The sequence below is a fragment of the Streptomyces sp. NPDC017448 genome (assembly GCF_044330565.1).
In the GTDB taxonomy this organism is placed as follows: domain Bacteria; phylum Actinomycetota; class Actinomycetes; order Streptomycetales; family Streptomycetaceae; genus Streptomyces.
The window spans coordinates 95,171-115,988 of the sequence record NZ_JBIRLM010000006.1; the positions used below are offsets into that span (position 1 = coordinate 95,171).

At 73.2% G+C, this 20,818-nt stretch carries 20 protein-coding genes and 1 pseudogene; 11 read left to right on the plus strand and 10 right to left on the minus strand.

The features are described from left to right. Positions 1–24: 24 nt before the first annotated feature. Positions 25–1,524 carry a ParB/Srx family N-terminal domain-containing protein gene (locus ACH4K1_RS12720; RefSeq protein ID WP_398088989.1) on the minus strand — a complete coding sequence of 500 codons (1,500 nt, stop codon included), beginning with the start codon at positions 1,522–1,524 and terminating at the stop codon, positions 25–27. 298 nt (positions 1,525–1,822) lie between these two features. On the opposite strand from ACH4K1_RS12720, the gene ACH4K1_RS12725 reads away from it, so the two are divergent. Together ACH4K1_RS12725 and ACH4K1_RS12730 are read left to right on the plus strand one after the other, a co-directional pair. After that, a complete protein-coding gene (locus tag ACH4K1_RS12725) occupies positions 1,823–2,068 on the plus strand; it encodes a hypothetical protein (RefSeq protein ID WP_398088991.1) in 246 nt (81 codons plus the stop codon). Between the two features lie 287 nt (positions 2,069–2,355). Continuing rightward, positions 2,356–3,207 carry a GNAT family N-acetyltransferase gene (locus ACH4K1_RS12730; RefSeq protein ID WP_398088992.1) on the plus strand — a complete coding sequence of 284 codons (852 nt, stop codon included), beginning with the start codon at positions 2,356–2,358 and terminating at the stop codon, positions 3,205–3,207. Between the two features lie 106 nt (positions 3,208–3,313). Here ACH4K1_RS12730 and ACH4K1_RS12735 read toward each other — a convergent pair whose 3' ends face one another. After that, positions 3,314–5,080: a SpoIIE family protein phosphatase gene (locus tag ACH4K1_RS12735; RefSeq protein ID WP_398088993.1), complete on the minus strand. Its 1,767-nt coding sequence runs from the start codon at positions 5,078–5,080 to the stop codon at positions 3,314–3,316. Between the two features lie 222 nt (positions 5,081–5,302). Beyond that, complete coding sequence (locus tag ACH4K1_RS12740; RefSeq protein ID WP_398088994.1) at positions 5,303–6,058, minus strand: alpha/beta fold hydrolase; 756 nt, start codon at positions 6,056–6,058, stop codon at positions 5,303–5,305. 262 nt (positions 6,059–6,320) lie between these two features. Here ACH4K1_RS12740 and ACH4K1_RS12745 point away from each other — a divergent pair, with 262 nt between their 5' ends. The 3 genes from ACH4K1_RS12745 (at position 6,321) to ACH4K1_RS12755 (ending at position 9,029) form a co-directional block, all read left to right on the plus strand. Continuing rightward, entirely contained in the window at positions 6,321–6,806 is a 486-nt protein-coding gene (locus ACH4K1_RS12745; RefSeq protein WP_398088996.1) for a peroxiredoxin, read from the plus strand. 104 nt (positions 6,807–6,910) lie between these two features. Then, entirely contained in the window at positions 6,911–7,420 is a 510-nt protein-coding gene (locus ACH4K1_RS12750) for a hypothetical protein (RefSeq protein ID WP_398088998.1), read from the plus strand. Between the two features lie 133 nt (positions 7,421–7,553). After that, positions 7,554–9,029, plus strand: coding sequence for a flotillin family protein (locus ACH4K1_RS12755; protein WP_398088999.1), 1,476 nt, complete (start codon positions 7,554–7,556; stop codon positions 9,027–9,029). An 80-nt stretch (positions 9,030–9,109) separates the two neighbouring features. On the opposite strand, the gene ACH4K1_RS12760 is transcribed toward ACH4K1_RS12755, so the two are convergent. Then, positions 9,110–10,444: a hypothetical protein gene (locus ACH4K1_RS12760; protein WP_398089001.1), complete on the minus strand. Its 1,335-nt coding sequence runs from the start codon at positions 10,442–10,444 to the stop codon at positions 9,110–9,112. 299 nt (positions 10,445–10,743) lie between these two features. Continuing rightward, a complete protein-coding gene (locus ACH4K1_RS12765; RefSeq protein WP_398089272.1) occupies positions 10,744–11,331 on the minus strand; it encodes a hypothetical protein in 588 nt (195 codons plus the stop codon). A 209-nt stretch (positions 11,332–11,540) separates the two neighbouring features. Between ACH4K1_RS12765 and ACH4K1_RS12770 the strand changes: the two genes are divergently transcribed. Both ACH4K1_RS12770 and ACH4K1_RS12775 read left to right on the plus strand, forming a co-directional pair. After that, the gene (locus ACH4K1_RS12770; protein WP_398089274.1) at positions 11,541–11,915 is read left to right on the plus strand and encodes a hypothetical protein; all 375 of its coding nucleotides are present in this window, start codon (positions 11,541–11,543) and stop codon (positions 11,913–11,915) included. Then, a pseudogene (locus tag ACH4K1_RS12775) lies at positions 11,891–12,181 on the plus strand (IS982 family transposase); the annotation flags it as partial. The gene ACH4K1_RS12770 and the pseudogene ACH4K1_RS12775, both read left to right, overlap by 25 nt. Position 12,182: 1 nt before the next feature. Here the strand turns inward: ACH4K1_RS12775 and ACH4K1_RS12780 are convergent. The 3 genes from ACH4K1_RS12780 to ACH4K1_RS12790 all read right to left on the minus strand — a co-directional run bounded on the left by ACH4K1_RS12780 (position 12,183) and on the right by ACH4K1_RS12790 (position 14,217). Further along, entirely contained in the window at positions 12,183–12,671 is a 489-nt protein-coding gene (locus tag ACH4K1_RS12780; RefSeq protein ID WP_398089003.1) for an isochorismatase family protein, read from the minus strand. A 193-nt stretch (positions 12,672–12,864) separates the two neighbouring features. Then, positions 12,865–13,365: a hypothetical protein gene (locus tag ACH4K1_RS12785; RefSeq protein WP_398089275.1), complete on the minus strand. Its 501-nt coding sequence runs from the start codon at positions 13,363–13,365 to the stop codon at positions 12,865–12,867. Positions 13,366–13,572: 207 nt separating this feature from the next. Continuing rightward, positions 13,573–14,217 carry a dihydrofolate reductase family protein gene (locus tag ACH4K1_RS12790; RefSeq protein ID WP_398089005.1) on the minus strand — a complete coding sequence of 215 codons (645 nt, stop codon included), beginning with the start codon at positions 14,215–14,217 and terminating at the stop codon, positions 13,573–13,575. 257 nt (positions 14,218–14,474) lie between these two features. Here ACH4K1_RS12790 and ACH4K1_RS12795 point away from each other — a divergent pair, with 257 nt between their 5' ends. From ACH4K1_RS12795 to ACH4K1_RS12805, 3 genes are all read left to right on the plus strand, one after another. Beyond that, entirely contained in the window at positions 14,475–15,023 is a 549-nt protein-coding gene (locus ACH4K1_RS12795) for a flavoprotein (RefSeq protein WP_398089007.1), read from the plus strand. A gap of 229 nt (positions 15,024–15,252) precedes the next feature. Further along, entirely contained in the window at positions 15,253–15,723 is a 471-nt protein-coding gene (locus ACH4K1_RS12800; protein WP_073768394.1) for a cation:proton antiporter regulatory subunit, read from the plus strand. 2 nt (positions 15,724–15,725) lie between these two features. After that, the gene (locus tag ACH4K1_RS12805) at positions 15,726–17,018 is read left to right on the plus strand and encodes a cation:proton antiporter (RefSeq protein ID WP_398089009.1); all 1,293 of its coding nucleotides are present in this window, start codon (positions 15,726–15,728) and stop codon (positions 17,016–17,018) included. A 136-nt stretch (positions 17,019–17,154) separates the two neighbouring features. Here ACH4K1_RS12805 and hemC read toward each other — a convergent pair whose 3' ends face one another. Both hemC and ACH4K1_RS12815 read right to left on the minus strand, forming a co-directional pair. Then, entirely contained in the window at positions 17,155–18,087 is a 933-nt protein-coding gene (gene hemC / locus ACH4K1_RS12810; protein WP_398089010.1) for a hydroxymethylbilane synthase, read from the minus strand. A 422-nt stretch (positions 18,088–18,509) separates the two neighbouring features. Then, the gene (locus tag ACH4K1_RS12815; RefSeq protein ID WP_398089012.1) at positions 18,510–19,583 is read right to left on the minus strand and encodes a PucR family transcriptional regulator; all 1,074 of its coding nucleotides are present in this window, start codon (positions 19,581–19,583) and stop codon (positions 18,510–18,512) included. A gap of 489 nt (positions 19,584–20,072) precedes the next feature. Between ACH4K1_RS12815 and ACH4K1_RS12820 the strand changes: the two genes are divergently transcribed. Continuing rightward, a complete protein-coding gene (locus tag ACH4K1_RS12820) occupies positions 20,073–20,750 on the plus strand; it encodes a hypothetical protein (protein ID WP_398089013.1) in 678 nt (225 codons plus the stop codon). Positions 20,751–20,818: the final 68 nt, after the last annotated feature.

Consider the following 20,818-nt stretch of genomic DNA (forward strand, 5'->3'; position numbering starts at 1 on the left):
GCCGGGGCCCCCGGGGCGGGCGGCTCAGAGCGCGGCGCACTGCCCCGTACGCGGTCCTCGCACCTCGTTGGCGCGGCCCGGATCGGCCACCGGGGCGGGCCGGTTGGCCGCGCACGCCAGGGGGCCGGCGATCGTGTTGGCGGCCAGGGTCACGCCGCCGGTATTGCCGGTGAGGACGACCGGCCCCTCCACGGCGTTCGCGGTGCAGCCCGGCCCTCCGATCCGTACGGGACCGGTGGTGCGGCCCACCGCGACCGGGCCGGACAGCTGTGAACCGCACAGGTGGACGGCGGCGGCCCCGTCGGCCTGGACCGGACCGGCCAGCGTGGAGCCGGTGACCACGAGGGCGGCCCCGGGGCGGACGACGACCGGGCCGCGCTGGGCGGCGCGGTCCAGGCAGGTGACGCCGCTCGTGACGGTCAGCGGCCCGTTGCGGGGGCCGGAGACCCGGGTGGTGCAGGCCGGGGCGGCCGGGACGCGGGACTTGTAGGCCAGGGACTCGGCGAGCTTGCCCGGCTTGGGGTCGCTCAGCGGCCGGGCCAGCTTGGCGAACTCCCCGCCGGTCTCCTTCTTGCCGCCGTTCCACGCGTCGATGCGGCCGAGCTGCGCGGCGGTCCTGCCGTCGTCCACGACCGCGTCGGGGGCGAGCGCGGCCATCGACTTCGAGGCGCGCTTCACCAGGTCGAGGTAGGGGCCCGGGGCGGTCAGGTCGTACGCGCTCGTGTCGTGCTCGCCCCGCAGCCAGGCCCCCCACGAGAACTCCAGGAACTCCGTCGCCCCGTCCGGGACCTCGTAACCGATGTCCCGGGTGAAGTAGACGAGGCTGCGGTACGGGTCGTCGCGGAAGTGCGTGATGCCCAGGCGCTCCGGCAGCTGGTTCACGGCCAGCGGCCGGTTGTTCTCGTCGCGCAGCCACACCTTCTTCTCTGCGGTCATCCGCTGCCAGAACGCGGACGGGGACAGCGCGCTGAAGTTGTCGGTGACGCGGAGCCGGATACGCAGGCGGGGCGAGCCGTCCGGCCCCTCCAGGAAGGACGTCAGGGTGTGGTGCCCGTCGGTGAGGTACAGCTTGCCGCCCGGTCCGACGACGGCCGTCTTCATCGGCGCGACCGTCCGGGGCGTCTCCTGCCCGAGGGGAACGGTGCAGGTGAAGCTCGACGGGTCGTCCAGCCGGGCTCCGGGGCCGGCCGACGCGGCCTCCCCCTGGCCATTGGTCTCGCACCACTCGTCGAAGCGCTTGTTGACACCGCCCGCCGCCTCGTCGCGGTCGCTGCCGTAGCGGCCGAGCTTGTAGAAGACCTGGTCGAAACCGAGGACGGCCTGCGTCGGGTGCAGTTCGCCGAGCGTGACGTCGATCAGCTCCCCCGGCTGCGCGCAGGCACGCGGCAGGGGTCCGCTCCCGGTGCACGGGTCCGCCGCGGCGGCCGTCCCGGTCCCCGCACCGGCCACGACCGTGCCCGCCGCCAGCGCGCCGGCCAGCAGCAGCGCTCCGCGCCGCGGCAGCCGCGCCCTCGAACTGTTCATGAACGTGCCCTCCTGCGTGATGGTCTTCCGGGAGGGACGATCGCAAGGCCCGACGACCCCCGCGCGGATGCCACGTGAACGGGGGATGGCGCCGGGGTGCCACGGCGGGACCGCAGGGCCGCACTTCCCGGCCCGCGTGCGGGCGCGGCCGCCGCCCGGCCCGTTTGCACGACCCCGCGCGGCCCGTTTGCGCGACCGCCGCCCGGCCCGTTTGCGGGGACGGCGGAGAGCCGGTTACGTGGACGGGGAGGGCCCGCCCGCCAGGGGGACGCGGCCCGCCGGCTGGGAGGTGGCTGTGATGGCGAAGAAACGGTCGGGGACCGCCAAGAGGATGCGCGGCGGCAAGGCCGGGCTCGTGCTGAGCCTGGGCAGCAGCGTGCTCTCGGTGGTGAGGGCGTCGAAGCAGGTCCGCCGGGCCAGGGGCACCCACGACAAACTGAACACGGTCGACGCGGTGGCGGGAATGCTGCCGCTGATCACCTCGGCCGCCCTCGTCCTGCGGCAACTGCGCGGCCGGAAGCGGGACAACCCGGAGACGGCCTGAGCGAGCGGCGGCCCCAGCCCGGACACGCCCCGCCGCCGGTCGGGCTCCGTCACCGGTCGGGCTCCGTCACCGGTCGGGCCCGAGCCGGGACGCGTCCCGCGTCCGGCCGTGCCCCGAACCCGGCGGCGCCCCACATCCCTCCGCCGCCCCGCTCCCAGCGGCGCCCCGCGTCCCTCCGCCGCCCCGCTCCAGGCGGCGCCCCGCGCCCGGCCGCCGCCCGCCCGAAAGGCCGGAAATCGCCCGTACTCCGACCACTGAACGAGGGCGGGCCGGGGTACGTCTGTGCCGTGCCGAACTCTTTCGAGATCACCTCCGCCCGGGCCGACGACCTCGTGACGCTGGGCGAGTGGGCCCACGAGGAGAGCTGGAACCCGGGCCTGCACGACGGCGGGGTGTTCTTCGCGACCGACCCCGGCGGCTTCCTCTTCGGGCGGCTGGACGGCGAACCGGTCACCTCCGTCTCCGTCATCCGCTACGGCGACGACCACGGCTTCCTGGGCTTCTACCTGACCCGCCCCCACCTGCGCGGACAGGGCTACGGGCTGCGGACCTGGCAGGCCGGGACGGCCCGGCTCGCCGGACGCACCGTCGGGTTGGACGGGGTGCCCGCGCAGCAGGACAACTACCGCCGCTCGGGCTTCCGCACCTGCTGGAGCAACGCGCGGTACGAGGGAACTCCCCCGCCGGGCGTCGCCCCGCCCCCGGACACCGCCCTGGTCGACGCCCGGAGCGTGCCCTTCGACCTGCTCGCCGCCTACGACCGCCGGTACTTCCCGGCCGCTCGGGACACCTTCCTGGCCTCCTGGATCACCGCCCCGGGCCGTACGGCCCTGGCGGCGGTGCGGGACGGCGAGCTGCGGGGCCTCGGGGTGGTGCGGGCCTGCCGCGCCGCTTCCCGGATCGGCCCCCTGTACGCCGCGTCCCCCGCCGTGGCGGCGGCCCTGGTCAGCGCGCTCGCGGCCACCGTCCCGGAGACGCCGGTAGCCGTCGACGTACCCGACGTCAACCCGGCGGCGGTCCGGGTGGCGGAGGAGCTGGGGCTGACCCCGTCGTTCGACACGGCCCGGATGTACAGCGGCCCGGCACCGGAGATCGACCGGACGGGCCTGTACGGCATCACCAGCCTGGAGCTGGGCTGACCGGGCCGCTCAAGCCTGGAGCTGGGCTGACCGGGCCGCTCGCCTCCCCCTCCCCCTTGCGGTGGTCCCGCAAAGGGGGCTCCCGGCCTTCGGGCCCGACGGCGTCTCACTCCGCCGGCGCGGGCCCCACCACCGGCGGCCCCTCGCGGATGCGGGAGGCGAGGACGGCGATGTCGTCCTCCGCGTCGTCGCCGAACCGGTCCAGCACCCGGTCCAGAAAGTCCTCCAGGCCGCCGCCGGGCGGCAGGGTCAGCGAGGCCAGCCGCCCCACCGACACGTCGATGTCCTCGCCCCGGCGCTCCACCAGCCCGTCGGTGTACATGAACAGCACGGTCCCCGGACCGCAGGGCACGGAGGCGGTGCGGTAGCCGCCGAACCCGGTGCCGAGCGGCGGACCGACCGGTACCCGTTCGATCCGGGCGTCGGCGCCCGGATCGATGAAGACCGGCGGCAGATGGCCCGCGCTGGCCACCTCGCACACCCCGCCGAACCGGTCGACGACGGCGAGCAGGCAGGTCGCCGCCCGGTCCAGACCCGACCGCTCCACCATCCTGTCGAGCTGCTCCAGGATCTGGTGCGGGGGCAGGTCCTCCTGGGCCAGCAGGCGCAGCAGCGAGCGGTACTGGCTCATCGCCACGGCCGCCTCGACGCCGTGGCCCATCACGTCGCCCATCGCCTTGAGGTGCCGGCCGTCCCGGAGCGGCACGACGTCGAACCAGTCCCCGCCGACCAGGACGCCCCGGTCGGCGGGGCGGTAGCGGGTGGCGACCTCGACGTGGGGGCGGGGTCCCCACGGCTCGGACAGCAGCGAGCGCTGGAGCTCGCGGGCGATGCTGTGCTCGTGGTCGTAGCGGCGGGCGTGGTCGAGGTCGACGCCCGCCCGGACGGCCAGTTCGCGGGCCACGGCCACGTCCTGTTCGTCGAAGACGGGGGAGCCCTCGGCCCGGACGAGGGTGAGCGCGCCGAGCGGCCGGGTGCGCGCGGTGAGCGGGACGACGAGCGCCTGGCGCAGACCGAGCGCCCGGGAGGCGGCGATCCGGTCCGAAGTGAAGGCGCTCCGTCCGCGCGTGTGGTCCTCCCAGTCGTCGATGACCGGCACGTTCTCCGCGAGGCAGCGGGTCACCGCGGAGTCCGGGGCGAAGTCGACGTACTCCCCCGGGTGACCGAACTGCTGCACCTGTTCGTCGAGGTCGCCACCGCCCCGCAGCGCCGCCCGCCGCAGCCGTACGACGTCGGGGGCCGAGCGGCGTACGGTGTGCCCCACCTCGGCCGGGAACACGTCGACCGCCGCGACGTCGGCGAAGGCGGGCACCATGAAGTCGGCCAGCTCCCGGCAGGTGGTGTCCATGTCGAGCGTGGTGCCGATCCGGACGGCGGCGGTGCTGAGCAGGGCGACGCGGCCGCGGGCCTGTTCCAACTCCTCGCGCTGCCGGACGGTCTCGGTGACCTCGACGACGATCGCCATCAGCCCGCACCCCTCGCCGTCCGCGTCGAGCCGGTGGTAGGCGGCGCGCCAGAGCTGCTGGTCCGACCCGTCCGCCGCCCAGGTCCGCCCCCTGATGGTCTCCTCGCGGGGCTTTCCGTCGGCCAGCACGTCACGCATGGTGGCGGGCCGACCGTGCAGCTCGGGCAGCACCTCGAAGAAGGTCCGTCCGAGGTGGGACGCGGCGGGGAGGCCGTTGAGGCGTTCGAGGGCCGGGTTGACGTAGGTGTAGCGGAGGTCGTGGTCGAGCACCGCGACGGCGGCCGGATTGCCGTCGAACAGGGCCGCGACCGTCTTCGGGTCGAAGAACGACGGCATACCGCCGTCACACGCGTCGGCCTCCACGACCTTGCCTCCCGCCCTCGTCGGCCCCGGGTCCAGGGTCTCCATCGTCGGCCGCCCCTCCCCGCACCGCATCCGCAGGACGGCCGGTCAGGGCGCGCCGGAACACGGCCCCGGCCCGGCGGCTCGACGGCCCGGCGGCTCCGGAGCTCGACGGCTCAGCGGCTCGGCGGCTCAGCGGCGCGGCGGTTCGGCGGCGCGGCGGTTCGGCGGCGCGGCGGTTCGGCGGTTCAGCGGTTCAGCGGTTCAGCGGTTCGGCGGTTCGGCGGTTCAGCGAGCGAGGCCCGTTCGGCCCCGGGACGGGCCGGGGCCCGGCCCGGCTCCGGGGCCGAGATCGAGGTCCAGGTCGAGGGCGCCCTCGGTGGCCTCGGCGGTGGCCGGCAGGGCGAGGGCCGTGCCGACCGGTCCCGGCAGACTGCCGGAACCGAGCAGTCCCATGACGAGCGCGGTGGTGACGCGGTGCCAGGCCGGGGCCCGGCGGATCATGGCGTGGTCGCCGCCCCGGACGGTGATCATGCAGGTACGGGCGCCGGCGCGGCGGGCCCGGGCGGTGAGCGACCGGCTGGCCTGAGGGCTGGTCAGCCGGTCCCGGTCGCTGTGGACGAGGACGACGGCCCGGCCCGCGAGCTGGGTGACCGGATCCCCCGGCGGGCACCACGGGGCGAGCCCGACGACGCCCCGGACCAGGGGGTGCCCGGCGGCGCGGAGGGCGGCGCGCGCCCCCATGGAGTGGCCGAGCAGCACCACCGGCAGCTCGTCCCCCGCCTGCTCCCGCAGGGCGTCGAGGGCGGCCACGGCGTCGTGGAAGGGGTCCGCGCGGGCGCCGTTCCAGCCCCGGTGGCCGTACCGCACCTCCCGCACGAGCACCTCCTCGCCCGCGGCGCGGGCGGCCCGGCCGAGCGCCCGGACGAAGGGACGCATCCGGGTACCGGGCAGATTGAGCAACCCCCGCGGCGGGGGCTCCGTACCGGTTTCACGCCCCCCGTGCAGAACGAGAACCGCTGCCGACGGCGGTCGTTGAACCACGCGTACCTCCAGGTCCGGGTGCGGGGCGCGGGCCCCTCTGCCGTGTATACGTCGCCGGGGCCGCTCCGGACGGGGCGCGGGGCGACGGACCGGTGGACCGGCGCGGGCGCCGGCGGCCGGCGGGCGGGCCGGCCGAGGCGTCAGCGCTCCGCCGGGGACGGGCGTGGGGGCGGCGGGCGGTGTCACCCACTGTACGGTCACCGGCGCGGAACCATATGGACCGTCCCCGCCATCCCCGTACATGACACCGAAGGAGCCCTTCATGGCATCAGGACCGCAACTCGGCGGTGTGGCACCGGACTTCACCCTTCCCGGCGGGCACCTGTCGGGCGACTCCTTCGAACGCTCCGACTACCGGCTCTCCTCCGCCCGCGGCCGGTCGGTGGTGCTGGCGTTCTACCCGGGGGACAACACCAGCGTCTGCACGAAGCAGTTGTGCTCGTACTCCTCGGGCATGGAGGTGTTCGAGGGGCTCGACGCCGACGTCTGGGGCATCAGTCCACAGGGTGTGGACAGCCATGAGTCGTTCGCCCGGGCCCACGGTCTCCGGATGCCGCTGCTGGCCGACGAGGGCCGCGGGACGGCCAGGGCGTACGGGGTCGCCGCGCCGGGGATCGGGGTGCGGCGGGCGGTCTTCCTCATCGACCCGGACGGGGTGCTGCGCTGGAAGCACGTGGCACTCCTCGGAGCGACCTTCCAGTCGCTCTCCACGCTCACGGACCGTTTGTCCGGCATCAAAAAGACATAAAGATTGCCGGAATCCGGCAGTGACTGAGGCAGGTGCGGTATGGGACCATCCAGCCAGATCGACGAAAAACACTCGGGGGAAGTCGACAGGCGGGGAGTGAACACGTGACCTTCTTTCTCGGTCTCGGCATTGCGGGGATCGTCCTGCTCGCCCTCTCCCTGATCTTCGACGGGATTCTCGAAGGGCTTCTCGACGGCGTGCTCGACGGCCTGTTCGACGGGCTGCTGTCGCTTCCGGTGATCGCGGGCTTCGTCTCGATGCTCGGCTTCGGCGGGGCCATCGTGCTCGGCACGACGGACGCCGGACCGATCGCGGCCACCGTCGCGGGCGTCGCCGCCGGCCTGGTGGCGGCCTGGCTGACCTGGAAACTCAGCCGGGCCCTGATGAGCGACCAGACGCACACCACACCGCGCGGCTCCGACCTGATCGGCACGTCGGGCTCCGTCGTGACGGCCATCCCGGCCGAGGGCTACGGCGAGGTCATGCTGCGCCTGGGCGGCCAGCCGGTCAAGTACGCGGCCAAGTCGGCCGTCCCCGTGGCGCGCGGCACCGAGATCTGGGTCGAGGAGGCCCTGTCGACCACCTCGGTCGCGGTCCGCCCGGTGGAGCGCTGACCCCGCGCGACCCGGCCCGCCGTCCACCCTTCGCCCACCCTCCCCCACCACGACCCACTCACTCCACTCCACCGCACCGCCCAGCTCCACGACAATCTGCCGTCCCCCACGGGAGGCAGGGGGGACACATCACATGAGTCCAGTAGTCATCGCCGTCATCGGCATCGTCGTACTCCTCGTCCTGCTCGGCCTCGTCGTCATCACCCGCTACAAGGTGGCCGGGCCCAGCGAGGCGTTCATCATCACCGGCCGCCGGGGCAAGAAGTCGACGGACCCGGTCACGGGCCTCACCAGCATCGACAACAGCGGTCAGAAGGTCGTCGTCGGCGGCGGCGTCTTCGTGGTGCCGTTCGTCCAGCAGAAGTTCACCCTCGACCTCTCCAGCCGGCACATCCCGATCGCCGTGCGCGGCGCGGTGACCCTGCGCGGCGTGAAGTCGAACCTCGAAGGCGTCGCGATCGTGAAGGTCGGCGGCAGCGAGGACGCGATCCGCGCGGCCGCCCAGCGCTTCCTCCAGCAGCAGGACGGCATCGTCGGCTTCACCCAGGAAGTGCTCTCCGGCGCGCTCCGCGCGATCGTCGGCCGGATGTCGGTCGAGGACATCATCCGGGACCGGGCCGCGTTCGCCGGGCAGGTCGCGGAGGAGGCCGAGGCCAGCCTCTCCGGCCAGGGGCTGATCCTGGACGCCTTCCAGATCCAGGACATCACCACCGAGGGCTCCTACCTGGAGGACCTCGGCCGCCCGGAGGCCGCCCGCGCCAAGCAGGAGGCGGACATCGCCGAGGCCATCGCGAAGCGCGCCTCGGAGCAGGCCCGGCTGAAGGCGGCAGAGGAGATCGCCATCGCCGAGCGGACGTACTACCTGAAGCAGGCCGAGATCAAGGCAGAGACGGAGGCGGCGGCCGCCAAGGCCAACGCCGCCGGCCCGCTCGCCGAGGCGGCCCGCCAGCAGGAAGTCCTCGCCGAGCAGGAGAAGGTCGCCGAGCGCCAGGCCGCGCTGACCGACCGCGAGCTGGACACGAAGGTCCGCAAGCCCGCCGACGCCGCCCGCTACCAGGCCGAGCAGGAGGCGGAGGCCCGCCGCATCGCCCAGGTCAAGGAGGCCGAGGCCGACGCGGAGCGCTCGCGTCTGACCGGTCAGGGTGAGAAGCTGCACCGTTCGGCGCTGGCCGACGCGGTCCGGATCGAGGGCGAGGCGGAGGCCGCGGCGATCGCCGCCAAGGGCGCCGCCGAGGCCGAGGCCATGCAGAAGAAGGCCGACGCGTTCGCGCAGTACGGTGACGCGGCCGTCCTCCAGATGCTGGTCGAGGTCCTCCCGAGCGTGGTCGCGAAGGCGGCGGAGCCGCTGAGCGCCATCGACAAGATGACGGTCATCTCCACGGACGGCGCGAGCCAGCTGGCCCGCACGGTCACGGACAACGTCTCGCAGGGCATGGAACTGCTCAGCTCGACGACGGGCGTGGACCTGGCATCGCTCCTGAACAACCTCACGTCCCGTACGGCCACGGTTCCCGCGCCCACGACCGGGGAGCCCGGTACGGAGACGTCCCCCGCGACGCCGGGCACAACGGGCTCGCAGCAGAACGGCGAGATCGAGATCAAGGGCTGATGCCCGGAGGGGGCGAGGACTTCCCCGCCCCCGACCGCGCCCCGGTCAGGTCGCTCAGACCGGCCGGCAGGCCGGGCCGGTCAGGCCGGCAGGTGCCCGGGAGCCCCACGCGGGTTCTCGGGCACAGCCGTGTCCGGCTCTGCCCTGCGGTCGGCGGCAGCGGCGACGGCGGCGGTCAACCGCCCGCGCCACCCGGCCGGTTGCTCCTCCTCCGGACCGGCGAGGGCGTCACCCCCGAGGCTGGCGATGCGGTACTCGGCCCACCGCGCCCAGGCGGCCTCCTGCCGGCAATCGGGGCACTGGGACTCGCCCCCCAGGGACCGGAAGACGTGCTCGGTCCCCGGCCCTTCGCAGGTGACGAGCGGAGCGACGTACCGAGGGACGGCAACCGGGGACGAGGGCTCGGGCGCGGGCTCGGGTCCCCGCAGGGCCGCGGGTTCACGCAGGGCCGCGGGCTCGGGTCCACGCCGTGGTGCGGGCTCGACCGCACGCAACGGAGCACCTGGCTCGCGCCCGACGCCCGCCCGGCCGACCGCCTCGGGCATCTTCTGCACCAGCCGGTGCCGCAGGAACCCCACGGCGGACCGCACGCCACCGGGCGGCAGATCACTGGTCAGCACCCGCCGCAGGTCGCTCCCGGACATCCCGCGCCGTAACCACTCGACGGCCTGTCCGACGAGGGCTCGGGCTTCGGCCACGCCGAGGTGCAGCTCGCGATGGGAATGCCGCAGGGACAACAACACCCGCTCGGCCTCGACGGCTTCGGGCGCGGCAGGTGCGTCGAGCGCCTCGGGTGCCTCGGCCACTTCGGGTGCCTCGGCCACTTCGGGCGCTTCGGGCGTTGCGGGGGCTTCGGGCGTTGCGGATGCTTCGGCCGCTTCGGAGGGTGGGCGGGATGAGTTCTTCTCCCGTTCTTCCTCTACCGGTAGGTGGTGACCGGCGGTCCGACGCCCCGGCCGACCGACCGCCGGAAGGCGCGCACTCGGAGAAGAGGGGCGGGGGAGGGAGACACAGGAAGAAATCGGGGAAGAATCGCCTGGCGAGCCACCGGGCGTACGGTCGGCCCCGCTCCCCGGCTGCTCCCCTTCCCTCCGCCACACGTCGCACGCCCCGGCGTCGTCCAACGGGACGTTGGAGAAGAGCTGATGGGTCGCCCACCACCCGCGCTCGCCGGAGACCCGCCGCTCATGCACGAACCCGTTCGTGAGCAACTGCTCCTTGACGCGCTGGAAGGCCCGCCCCCTGATGCCCAACTTCCGCGCGTGCTCGGACAGGGGGAGGTGGGCCTGCCCATCGGGCAATCCCTGGACGTAGAGGATCAGGATCTTCGCGTCGCCGCACAGACGCGGGTGGCGCACGACATCGTGCGCGGCCTTCGTGTAGCGCCGGGAGGGCGCGATAGCATGCCGAAGCATCCCAGTGGAGCCTTTCTTCCACTAGTTGGGTGAAGGCCCTCGGATCGGTGCTGTGAACACCACCGGGGGCCGCCCCATATGCGTACGCGTACACACGCATGCACACGCGTACACACAGAGCGTGATGACACGATCACGGTACCGCAGCCGGGAAGACGCGCCGACCACCAACGGAAAACCCCACTCGACCAGGTGACTTACCGCTTCACCGAGCATCTGTACGAGGAAGCCCCCGCCCCGACGCCGCCGCCCGGGGCCGGTCGGGCGAGCGCCCTCCCGCACCGCTCCAGGCGGGCCGCTCAGCCTCCGCTGAGGGGCGAGTCCCAGTCGGCCGCGTGCGACGGCCGCCGCTCAAGATGTCCGATCAGGTGGCCTGCGGCCCGCTCGACGGTGCTCTCGGGGGCCCCGACGGCGACCAGCGCCGCGACCGTCCGCTCTCGCACGGCCTCTTCGTCCCACATTCCGCCGAGGCACGGCAGGAGCAGCAGAAAACGCTCGGCCCCCTCGCGGACACCGTCGTCGGCGGAACCGGAACTGTCGGCGGCGCCGACCAGCTCGCCCCACGACAGCCGGACCTCGCCGTGCGGGGCCTCGCCCCGGAGGTAGTCCACCGCGGTCCCGTCGCCGAGATTGCGGTAGATCACCACGACCCCGCCCCCGGAGCGCCGGCCTCCCCCCGGAACCCGGAACACCGGCCACCGCTCGGGATCGAAGAGCGTCTCGGCGAGAGCGTCCACATCAGCCCCGTCATCCCCGAACCACGCGGGGTCGGCACGCTCACCGCACGCCCCGTCCCCGCACAGGCCCAGCAGATGGCAGCTCCAGAACCCCGGCCGCCCGACCAACGCTTCTCCGGCGGCCATCGGTCCGGGCCCGTACACCGTCATCAGCACACGCGGAGTCTGCCACCACCCGGCACGCACACCGCAGAGCCGACCGAACCGCGACCCGGCCCGCACCGCGGGGGCCCGGGCAGCCGCCTCGTCCCTCCCCGTGGTGCACGCCGAGGCAGTTGCCGTCGGCGCGCTACGGGCGCACGCGATCCCCTGTTGCGGAACCTCGCGGCTGTACCGCAGGATCCCGAACGGGGGTGACCATGCAACGGCAGGTGCTGGAAACGCTGTTGGCACAGGACGGCAGTGAGGCGGCCGTGCGGGCCCTGGCCGTCCTCCGCGGCGGCGGCTCCTACTGGGTCGCGGACCGGGCGCAGCCCGGGGGACGGCACGTCGGCGTCTACACGCGACGCCTTCACCGCATGCGGGCGCTCGGGGTCGAACCTGTGGGGTTGGAACGCGGCGTTCAACTCGTCCGGGCACAGGGCCGACCCGTGCGCACCGGGCTGATCGATGCCGTCGATCGGAGCTGGGCCACCCTGCTGTTCCTCACCGAGGACGGCGACGCGCTCCTGGCCTGCGCCGGTTGGTCGCTCCCGCTGGTCAGGAAGCCGCTGGTCAGGAAACCGCCGCCCTAGCCGAGTTCGGCGTCGAGCTGCTGCGGCCCTCGCTCAAGCGCGAGAAGCGGCGCTACGGCGAGCCGATGCTCACGAAGGTCCGCCAGCTGATCGAGTCGGTCAACGACACCCTCAAAGAGCAGCTCGACCTGGAACAACACGGCGGGCGGACCTTCGAGGGCGTCGCGATCCGAGTCGCCCAGCGTGTCCTCGCGCTGGCCGCCGGTATCTGGCACAACAAAATCGGCGCACCAGTCACCCGGTCACTGATCGCCTACGACCACTGATTCAGGTGTAGGCCGCCGTGTTACGCACTTCACCGAACCGGGGAAAGACCTTTTCCACGGTGAAGTCGTGCTCGTCAGCAGCGAAGCCGGACATCGCGTCGGCGACGAACTCCAGCTCATAGCCGTGGTCGCTTGCGGCCCGCGCAGTGGACTCGACCCCCATCGTGGTAACCAGCCCGGCGAGCACCAGCGTGTCCACGCCCAGATTGCGCAACTGGTCGTGCAGGCCGGTGCCATGGAATGCTCCGACGGTGCGCTTGACGACCACAACATCGCTGGGCTGGACCAGACCGTCAGCGAAGCCGCTGCCTGGCGGCTGCTCGGTTGTGTTCGGCCTCTCCACTCGAACCAGCACCACTGGGCGATCACTCGCCCTGAACACCTCAGCCAACCGACGGCAGCGCGTCAGTACCTCTTCGCCGGAGTGCGGGGCAAGGGGCAGGGCGATGATGCGTGGCATCAGGTCGATGAGGATCAGCGCAGAGGACACGGAGACGATGGTAGGCCAGGACCCGAGACTGCCCTCCTTCAGCTGTACCAACAGGTAAGCACTTCAGGCTCATTCGTCCAGGGGCCCTGCCAGGCCGGCCGAGACCCGCCGGGGTCCGGCCCCGGCCCGCTCCGGGGCCGAGGCGGTTCGGCACAGGCCCGGAACGGGTTCGGCACAGGCCCCGGCACGGGCTCTACTCCGTCTCCGCCGCCGCGTCCGCCTCCTCCATCTGCGTCAGCGCGTCCGTGATCAAGCGGGTGGCGAAGTTCGGGTCGTCCGTCATGCGGTTGATGTGTTCCGCCAGCAGGAACGCCGTCGCCTGCAGCGGGGTCAGCTCCGTTCGCTTCCAGTCGCCGTACTGCTGCCGCCACAGCGTGGGGCTCAGACCGATGGCGGCGGCGATGGCCATGCCGGACATCGTGGGGATGGTCTCGGGAGGGATGCTGATGGTCATCTGCCGGAGCGTGGTGACCAAGGTCGGCACCACGTACTCGATGACGTCCTTGTCGTGCGCCTCGTGAGCCTCCCGCAGCCACTTCATGTACATGAAGATCAGCGTGCACGCACCGTCCAGCACGTCGTCCACCCCCTGCGGGCCCAGTGACGAGATGAGCTGCTGGACCAGGCGCTCCTGTTCGGGGTCGGGGCCGGTCGCGTCGGCGTGGACGCTCCTGAGCCGGGAGTCGATCATCATGAGCGCCGCGCCCACATCGCCGGCGGGAGCGTAACGGGGGTGAAAAGACGACACGGCAGGGGTCCTTCTCGGGTGGCTGCCGTCGGGCAGCTCGCGATGTCCGGGCGGCACTCCGTACCTCTGCGCACTCGGACGACTACGCATCCGACTTTCCACGATCCGCCGCGCCGCCGTCGGGCACTTCTCGAATTTGACCGGGCGCAGGCGTCACTTTCGCCAGAACAGGTGGTGGGTCATGCCACTCGGGCTGGGGACGACGTCGAGGTGGTAGCGGTCGCGCAGGTCGTCGGGCGAGTTCCAGAGGCGCAGGCCCCTTCCCAGCTTCAGCGGGGCCACCGCCACGTGCAGGGTGTCGACCAGGCCGGCGTCGAGGAACTCGCGGATCGTGGTGACGCCGCCGCCGAGCCGGACGTCCTTGCCGTCCGCCGCCTCACGGGCGCGCTCCAGCACCGTCGCCGGGTCGCCGTCGACGAAGTGGAACGTGGTGTCGGAGAGAGCGAACGACGGGCGCGGGTGGTGGGTCTTCACGAACACCGGTGTGCGGAAGGGGGGTTCGTCGCCCCACCAGCCCTGCCAGTCGTGGTTCTCCCACGGGCCGCGCTGCGGGCCGAACTTGTTGCGGCCCATGATCTCGGCCCCGATTCCGTGGGCGAAGTCCCGCGTGAAGTAGTCGTCCAGGCCCCGGCTTCCGCCCGGCTCGGTGCGGTTGGGCCAGCTCGCCGTAGCGCCCGCCCAGGAGAAGAGAGCCCCGGGGTCGACGTTGCCGAACGGCCGCTCCAGCGTCTGGTCCTCACCCGCCGCGACCCCGTCCTCGGAGACGGTGAAGTTCTGGACCCTCAGCAGCTGTGCCATGCGTTCCTCCTGTTTTCCTACGGCCGTCGAGAGACGGCGGACGACAGGTGAGACCTGCCGTGACGGCGGAACTCATCGGTCCGGCCGCCGGGCGCGCGGCCCTTCTCCCGCGGCTGCGGCCCTTCCCCTCCGGGCACGGTCCTTCTCCTCCGGCCGCCCTCCGACACCCTCGCCGTACGCTGCCCCCAGCGCACCGCGCCGCACCGCACCGCGCCGCACCGATCCGTCACCGCGATCAGATTCCTGGGGGTTTCCTCGTGAGCGAGCCGTCCGGTCCCCGGACCCGTAAGCCGTTCCTGTACGTCGTCGTCTGCGCGGCCGGCGTCGCCCGCGACGTCGACCTGCTGTTGGCCGCCGCGCAGGACGCCGGCTGGGAGGTGGGCGTCGTCGCCACGCCCCAGGGGCTCGGCTTCCTCGACGCGGCGGCCGTCGAGGCGCGGACCGGGCGGCCGGTCCGCTCGGCCTGGCGCACCCCCGGCGCACCGCGGCCGTTCCCGGACCCGGACGCGATCGTCGTCGCCCCCGCCACGTTCAACACGATCAACAAATGGGCGGCCGGGATCGCGGACACCCTGGCCCTCGGCATCCTCTGCGAGGCGTACGGGCAGGGCGTGCCCACCGCCGTCCTCCCGGCGGTGAACTCCTTCCTCGCCCACCACCCCGCGTACGTGGAGAGCCTGGCCCGGCTGCGCACCATGGGCGTACGGATCAGCGCCCGCGCACCGCACACGCCCAAGTCCGGCGAGACGGCCGCCTTCCCGTGGGAAGAGGCGCTGGAACTGCTCGCGCCCGGGCGACCGGTGTAGGAATCCCGCTCCGTCGCCTCCTGTTTTCCCGCTCTCCACGGAGCACCAAGGGCGATTCTCGGACAGGTGCCACGTGGGGCCGGGCGGACGGCCCGCACCTGTTCCGTACGGCGGACCGGCCCAGGGGGCCGCCTTTCGGCCCCGCGACCGATTTTCGCCGCCCGATAAGGTAATGGCCGGATAAAGAGATCGCCAAATGCGTGCGAACCGCACGTCTCGGGAGGAAGCCATGGGAACCCGCCGCACGTCACTGCCCGGAGTGGGTGCTCAGTACGACTTCACGACCGAGACGGGCCAGCACATCTCGGTCGTCGTCCACCACGACGGCCGCCGGTTCATCGGGTTCTACGAACAGGACGACCCTGATGCGTGCCGGCTCTCCGTCCCCCTGACGACGACGGAGGCCACCGCCCTCGCCCACCTCATCGATCCGGCGCCCATCGACGCCGTACGGACCGAGGGCATCGACCTGGTCACCGAGCACATTCCGCTCGGGTCGCGCTCCCCGTACGGCGGGCGGCTGCTGGGGGAGACGCGGGCGCGGACCCGGACCGGGGCGTCCATCGTGGCGGTGCTGCGCACCCACAGCGCGCACCCCTCGCCGGAACCGGATTTCCGACTGGCCATCGGGGACACTCTCGTCGCCGTCGGTACACGTGAGGGCGTCGACGCGCTCTCCGAGATCATCGCGGAGGGCTGACCATGCACGACACGACCGCATTGCTGGTGGAGCTGGGGGCCGTCATCCTCGGACTCGGGCTCGTCGGGCGGTTCGCCGGCCGGATCGGGCTCTCCCCCATCCCGCTCTACCTGCTGGCGGGGCTCGCCTTCGGGCACGGCGGACTGATCCCGCTGAAGGCCAGCGAGGAGTTCACCATGGTGGGCGCCGAGATAGGCGTCATCCTGCTGCTCCTCCTGCTGGGCCTCGAATACAGCGCGTCCGAGCTGGTCACCAGCCTCAAGACGCAGTACCCGTCCGGCGCCGTGGACTTCGTGCTGAACGCGACGCCCGGCGCCCTCGCCGCCCTGATGCTCGGCTGGGGCCCCGTGGGCGCCGTCGCGCTCGCCGGGGTCACCTGGATCTCCTCCTCCGGGGTGATCGCCAAGGTGATGACCGACCTCGGCCGGCTCGGCAACCGCGAGACCCCCGTCATCCTCGGCGTCCTCGTCATGGAGGACCTGGCGATGGCGATCTACCTGCCGCTGCTGACCGCCATGCTCGCGGGCGTCAGCCTGGCGGGCGGCAGCCTCGCCCTCGTCATCGCGCTCGGGGCCGTCGGGTTCGTCCTCTACCTGGCGCTCCGCCACGGCCGCCTGATCAGCCGCGCGGTCTCCTCCGACAACCCGGAGATGCTGCTCCTGGTCGTCCTCGGCCTCACCGTCCTGGTCGCCGGCATCGCCCAGCAGCTCCAGGTCTCCGCCGCCGTGGGCGCGTTCCTCGTCGGCATCGCGCTCTCCGGTGAGGTCGCCGAGGGCGCCCGCAAGCTGCTCACCCCGCTGCGGGACCTGTTCGCCGCCGTGTTCTTCGTCTTCTTCGGGCTCTCCACCGACCCGGCCGACATCCCGCCGGTGCTGCTGCCCGCAGCCGTGCTGGCCGTCGTCACCACCCTCACCAAGATCGCCACCGGCTACTACGCGGCCCGGCGCGCCGGAATCGGTTCGCGCGGTCGCTGGCGTGCGGGCGGCACCCTCGTGGCGCGCGGCGAGTTCTCCATCGTCATCGCGGGCCTGGCCGTGGCCACCGAGCCGCGCATCGGCCCCATCGCCACCGCGTACGTCCTGATCCTCGTGATCGCCGGACCGCTCACCGCTCGGTGGACACAGCCCCTCGCGGCGAAGATCGAGGCCCGTCGCGGCGGCGGTGACGATGCCGGGAAGAGTACGGGCGCGAGCGCCGGGGAAGCCGTCGAGCCGGCCGCCGCCTCGGCCCCCGAGCGCCGACGGGGCGCACACGACGACCTCACCCCGGAGCCGGCGGGCGAGAAGCACGAGTAGTCCCCGGCCCGGCCGCCGATACACCGGAGCCCCCGGACCCCGCCAGCGCGCGGGTCCGGGGGCTCCGGCGCGGTCCGGCCCGCCGTCTCCGCCCCCGCGGCCGTCCGGACGCCGCCCCCGGCGGAATCCGTACGTCTCAGTGCGCGATGCCGTCGATCAGCTCCCGCGCTCCCTGGCGCAGCAGCGCAACCGCGACGGAGGTGCCCAGGGTGGCGGGGTCCAGCGGCCCGGCCCACTCGTGCGCGTTCAGCACGGTCTTGCCGTCCGGCGTGAACACCTTCGCCCGCAGCGACAGGTCGCCGTTGCGTTCGACCCGCGCGTACCCGGCGATCGGGCTGTTGCAGTGGCCCTGGAGCACATGGAGGAACATGCGCTCGGCGGTCGTCTCACGGAGCGCGGCCGGGTCGCCGAGCCCGCTCACGACGTCGATGACGGCGTCGTCGCCTTCGCGGCACTGGAGCGCGAGCACCCCCGCCCCGATCGGCGGGCACATCACCTCGGTCGTCAGGACCTCGGTGATCACGTCCTCGCGGCCGATACGCCCCAGCCCCGCCGCGGCGAGCAGCAGCGCGTCCGCCTCGCCGGCCGCGAGCTTCTCCAGGCGGCGGTTGGCGTTGCCGCGCATCGGTACGCAGTCGAGGTGCGGATGCGACGCGGCGAGCTGAGCGGAACGGCGTACCGACGAGGTGCCGATCCGGGTGCCTGCGGGCAGCTCGTCGAGCGTCAGGCCGCCGGGGTGGATCAGGGCGTCGCGGATGTCGTCGCGGCGGAGGAAGGCGGCGAACACGGTGCCGGCGGGGAGGGGCCGGTCCGCCGGAATGTCCTTGACGCAGTGCACCGCCAGGTCCGCCTCCCCGGCGAGCAGGGCCTGGTCGACCTCCTTGGTGAACGCGCCCTTCCCCTCGACCGCGCTGAGATCGCCCATCCACTTGTCGCCCGTCGTCTTCACCGGGACCACCTCGGTACGGATGCCGGGGTGCAGGGCGGACAACTCGGCGCGCACTCGCTCCACTTGGGCGAGAGCCATCGGCGAGTCACGGGTGACGACACGAATCAGATCGACGGACATGACGCCACGATAGAGCGTGGGGCCTCCCGTTCACCGGACGGACCCGGTGTTCATCTCCTCTTTTGAACACGGGCGTTGGGTACTCCACGATCCGCCGGGCCCTCGCGCACCCGTACGAGCGATCACGCGTGCGATGCGGCTGCCGCGCTGGTCAGCCGCACGGACCCGGAGCCGGAGACACGTCGTCCTTGCGCCTCTGCGCGCCGGTGGAGTCGCCTCCGCCCCGGCTTCGCCCCCCGCCGTGGAGCGCGGAACGCAGCACGCAGGGAGAGGTCGTGGACCTGGGGGGGCACATCGGAGGATCCACGTCGTCGTCACGGGGCGGCGGGAGGCGGTGAAGCCCGCCGAGGGCCGGGCCGTGCCCCGGACCGGCATCGTCGTCGTCGGCGTCGACGGCGGTTCCGGCGCCGCCGGGCGGGCCGTCACAGCTCCTTGGCCGGCCAGTCCAGCAGCCGTGCGCCGATGACCGCCGTCTGCAGGCTGTAGCGGTGCACCGGATCCGAAGGGTCGGACCCGGTCAACTGGTGGATGCGCTCCAGCCGGTACGTCAACGCCCGTACGCTCAGGGCCAGTCGGCGGGCCGTCTCGGCGGCCACGCACCCCGCGTCGAAGTAAACCGCCAGCGTGTTCAGCAGCGGTTCCGCCCCGCCCCGCGCCTTCTGCAACGGCCCCAGCTCACTGCGCACCAGATCCGCCATCGCCTGCCGGTCCCGGGTCAACACCGGGTAGACCAGCAGGTCGGCGGCGTACAGCACCGGGTCGTCCATGCTCATCCGGTCCGCCAGATCGAGGGCTTCCAGGGCTTCGTCGTACGAGTGGACCACCCCACCGGGCCCCTTGTGCGGGCGGCCGATCGCGACCCGGCCGCCGTCCGTCGCCGCGTGCGCCTGCTTGGCGAAGTAGCGCAGCACGTCGGGCTGGCTGCCCGGAGCGATGCAGACGATCCGGCCGTCCTTCGTGGTCAGCAGGATCTTGCGCCCGCCGAACCGCGCCAGCAGCGCCGTCTCCACGCTGCGCGGCGCCGCGTCCGTCTCCGTGTACGCCTCCGGGCCCGACGCCACCGCCACCGCGTGCGCGCGCGACAGCCGCAGGCCGAAGCGGGTCGCCCGCTCCGCGAGCCGGACCAGGTCGCTCCGCCCGTACAGCAGGTCGTCGATGAACTCCCGCCGCGCCGCCTCCTCCCGCCGTACGGTGAGCCGCTGGGCGCGTTCGAACCCCTCGGCGAACGCGTCGACCGCCTGCTCCACGGCGGCCAGGACGGCGTCGGTCACGGCAGGTGAGTTTCCGGCAGCGGCACGCGGCCACGCTTCACGCGTCCGTGCCAGGTGCATCGTCACCAAGGCGCGCAGTTGGTACCCCGCGTCCGCCGCCGCACGTCCCAGCGACCGGCGCTCCTCCAGTTCGTCACGGGTCAAGCGACGGCCCGTGAGGGCGACTTCACCCAGGATATGGGCGTAATCGCCCAGTATTTCGTCGGGAATCCTCGGCTCGGCCACGCATTCTCCTTCAGCCTTGCAACAGTCCGGTCATCTTCCCGACGCTTCCCGGCCGGTGCCGACGCCCGGCATCAGCCGGGCAGGAAGATTGCCGGGTTCCGGCAATGCACGATAACGCCCCCCGGTGTCAGGATCAGGTCAGCACCAACACGGGGGCGCCCCGGGGGAAACACACCCGGGGAGGCCCTGCGGGGGAGACGGGGGGAGTACGGGGGAGCACGGGAACGGGGGAGCGGGAGCCTCCCGGATCTCGGATTCCGCACCGTCCACGGGGGATCGGGGACGATGTGGGGGCCGGAGGTCCGGCACGGGGCGCCCGAGGGCGAACGCCCCGCCCTCCGCGGCGGTTTCGACCGCGCCGCGGCGGCCGGCCCCCGTCACCCGGCCGCCCGTCACCCGGCCGCCCGCCGGCCGACCGCCCCCGTACCGGAACCGACGAGGCGCACCGTCACCGGGACGATGCGCGCGACCGCAAGGGGGGTGGGACCGATGGACGAGTTCCTGAGCGCGGCGCTCGCCTTCCCCGCCGCCGTCTTCGGCGCGGCCCTGGTGGTCGTCGTCTGCTTCTGGCTCCTGGTGCTGGCCGGGGCCGCCGGCCACGACTCCTTCGGCGGAGACCTCGACACCGCTCCGGCCGGTCTCAGCGGCGTCCCCGCCCCGGTCTCCGTCTCCCTGCTCGTCGTCCTCGCCTGGTTCGGCAGCCTGACCGGTACGGTCCTGCTGCACCGGAGCGGGACCGGCGGCGCCGTCCGCACCGCGCTCTCCTTCGCCGTGCTCGCCGGGTCGCTGCTCGTCGCCTGGGCGGCCGTCCGCCTCCTGCTGCACAGCTTCCGCCGGTACTTCCCGGCGGAACCCCCACCATCCCGGCTCGACTTCCTCGGCGGCGTCTGCACGATCCGCACCGGCTCCGTCACCGCCTCCTTCGGCCAGGCCGAGGTCGTCGCGCACGACGGATCGACCGCCACCGTGCAGGTCCGGGCCGCCGCCCCGTCGCACCCGCTCTCCGGCCCGGCCGCCGGGGAGGCTCCGCTCACCAGGGGCAGCACCGGGCTCCTCTACGCCTACGACGAGGAGGGCGAGTTCTTCTGGGTCGCGTCCTACGACGCGGCGCTGGACCCGGGTCCGAACACCGCACCGCACGAACGGCGGGGCGGCGCGGCCGGCTGACCCGGACGGGCCGGCCGCCCCGTCTCCGTACACCCACGCCGCCTCCCTGCCTCCACCACGTCTCCGGA

Excerpts from the sequence above, each read along its gene's own strand:
- ACH4K1_RS12735 (WP_398088993.1), bottom strand. The coding sequence starts at position 5,080 with ATGGAGACCCTGGACCCGGGGCCGACGAGGGCGGGAGGCAAGGTCGTG.
- ACH4K1_RS12725 (WP_398088991.1), top strand. The coding sequence starts at position 1,823 with ATGGCGAAGAAACGGTCGGGGACCGCCAAGAGGATGCGCGGCGGCAAG.
- ACH4K1_RS12755 (WP_398088999.1), top strand. The coding sequence starts at position 7,554 with ATGAGTCCAGTAGTCATCGCCGTCATCGGCATCGTCGTACTCCTCGTC.
- ACH4K1_RS12760 (WP_398089001.1), bottom strand. The coding sequence starts at position 10,444 with ATGCTTCGGCATGCTATCGCGCCCTCCCGGCGCTACACGAAGGCCGCG.
- ACH4K1_RS12745 (WP_398088996.1), top strand. The coding sequence starts at position 6,321 with ATGGCATCAGGACCGCAACTCGGCGGTGTGGCACCGGACTTCACCCTT.
- ACH4K1_RS12790 (WP_398089005.1), bottom strand. The coding sequence starts at position 14,217 with ATGGCACAGCTGCTGAGGGTCCAGAACTTCACCGTCTCCGAGGACGGG.
- hemC (WP_398089010.1), bottom strand. The coding sequence starts at position 18,087 with ATGTCCGTCGATCTGATTCGTGTCGTCACCCGTGACTCGCCGATGGCT.
- ACH4K1_RS12800 (WP_073768394.1), top strand. The coding sequence starts at position 15,253 with ATGGGAACCCGCCGCACGTCACTGCCCGGAGTGGGTGCTCAGTACGAC.
- ACH4K1_RS12765 (WP_398089272.1), bottom strand. The coding sequence starts at position 11,331 with ATGACGGTGTACGGGCCCGGACCGATGGCCGCCGGAGAAGCGTTGGTC.
- ACH4K1_RS12805 (WP_398089009.1), top strand. The coding sequence starts at position 15,726 with ATGCACGACACGACCGCATTGCTGGTGGAGCTGGGGGCCGTCATCCTC.
- ACH4K1_RS12820 (WP_398089013.1), top strand. The coding sequence starts at position 20,073 with ATGGACGAGTTCCTGAGCGCGGCGCTCGCCTTCCCCGCCGCCGTCTTC.
- ACH4K1_RS12785 (WP_398089275.1), bottom strand. The coding sequence starts at position 13,365 with ATGATGATCGACTCCCGGCTCAGGAGCGTCCACGCCGACGCGACCGGC.
- ACH4K1_RS12770 (WP_398089274.1), top strand. The coding sequence starts at position 11,541 with ATGCAACGGCAGGTGCTGGAAACGCTGTTGGCACAGGACGGCAGTGAG.
- ACH4K1_RS12720 (WP_398088989.1), bottom strand. The coding sequence starts at position 1,524 with ATGAACAGTTCGAGGGCGCGGCTGCCGCGGCGCGGAGCGCTGCTGCTG.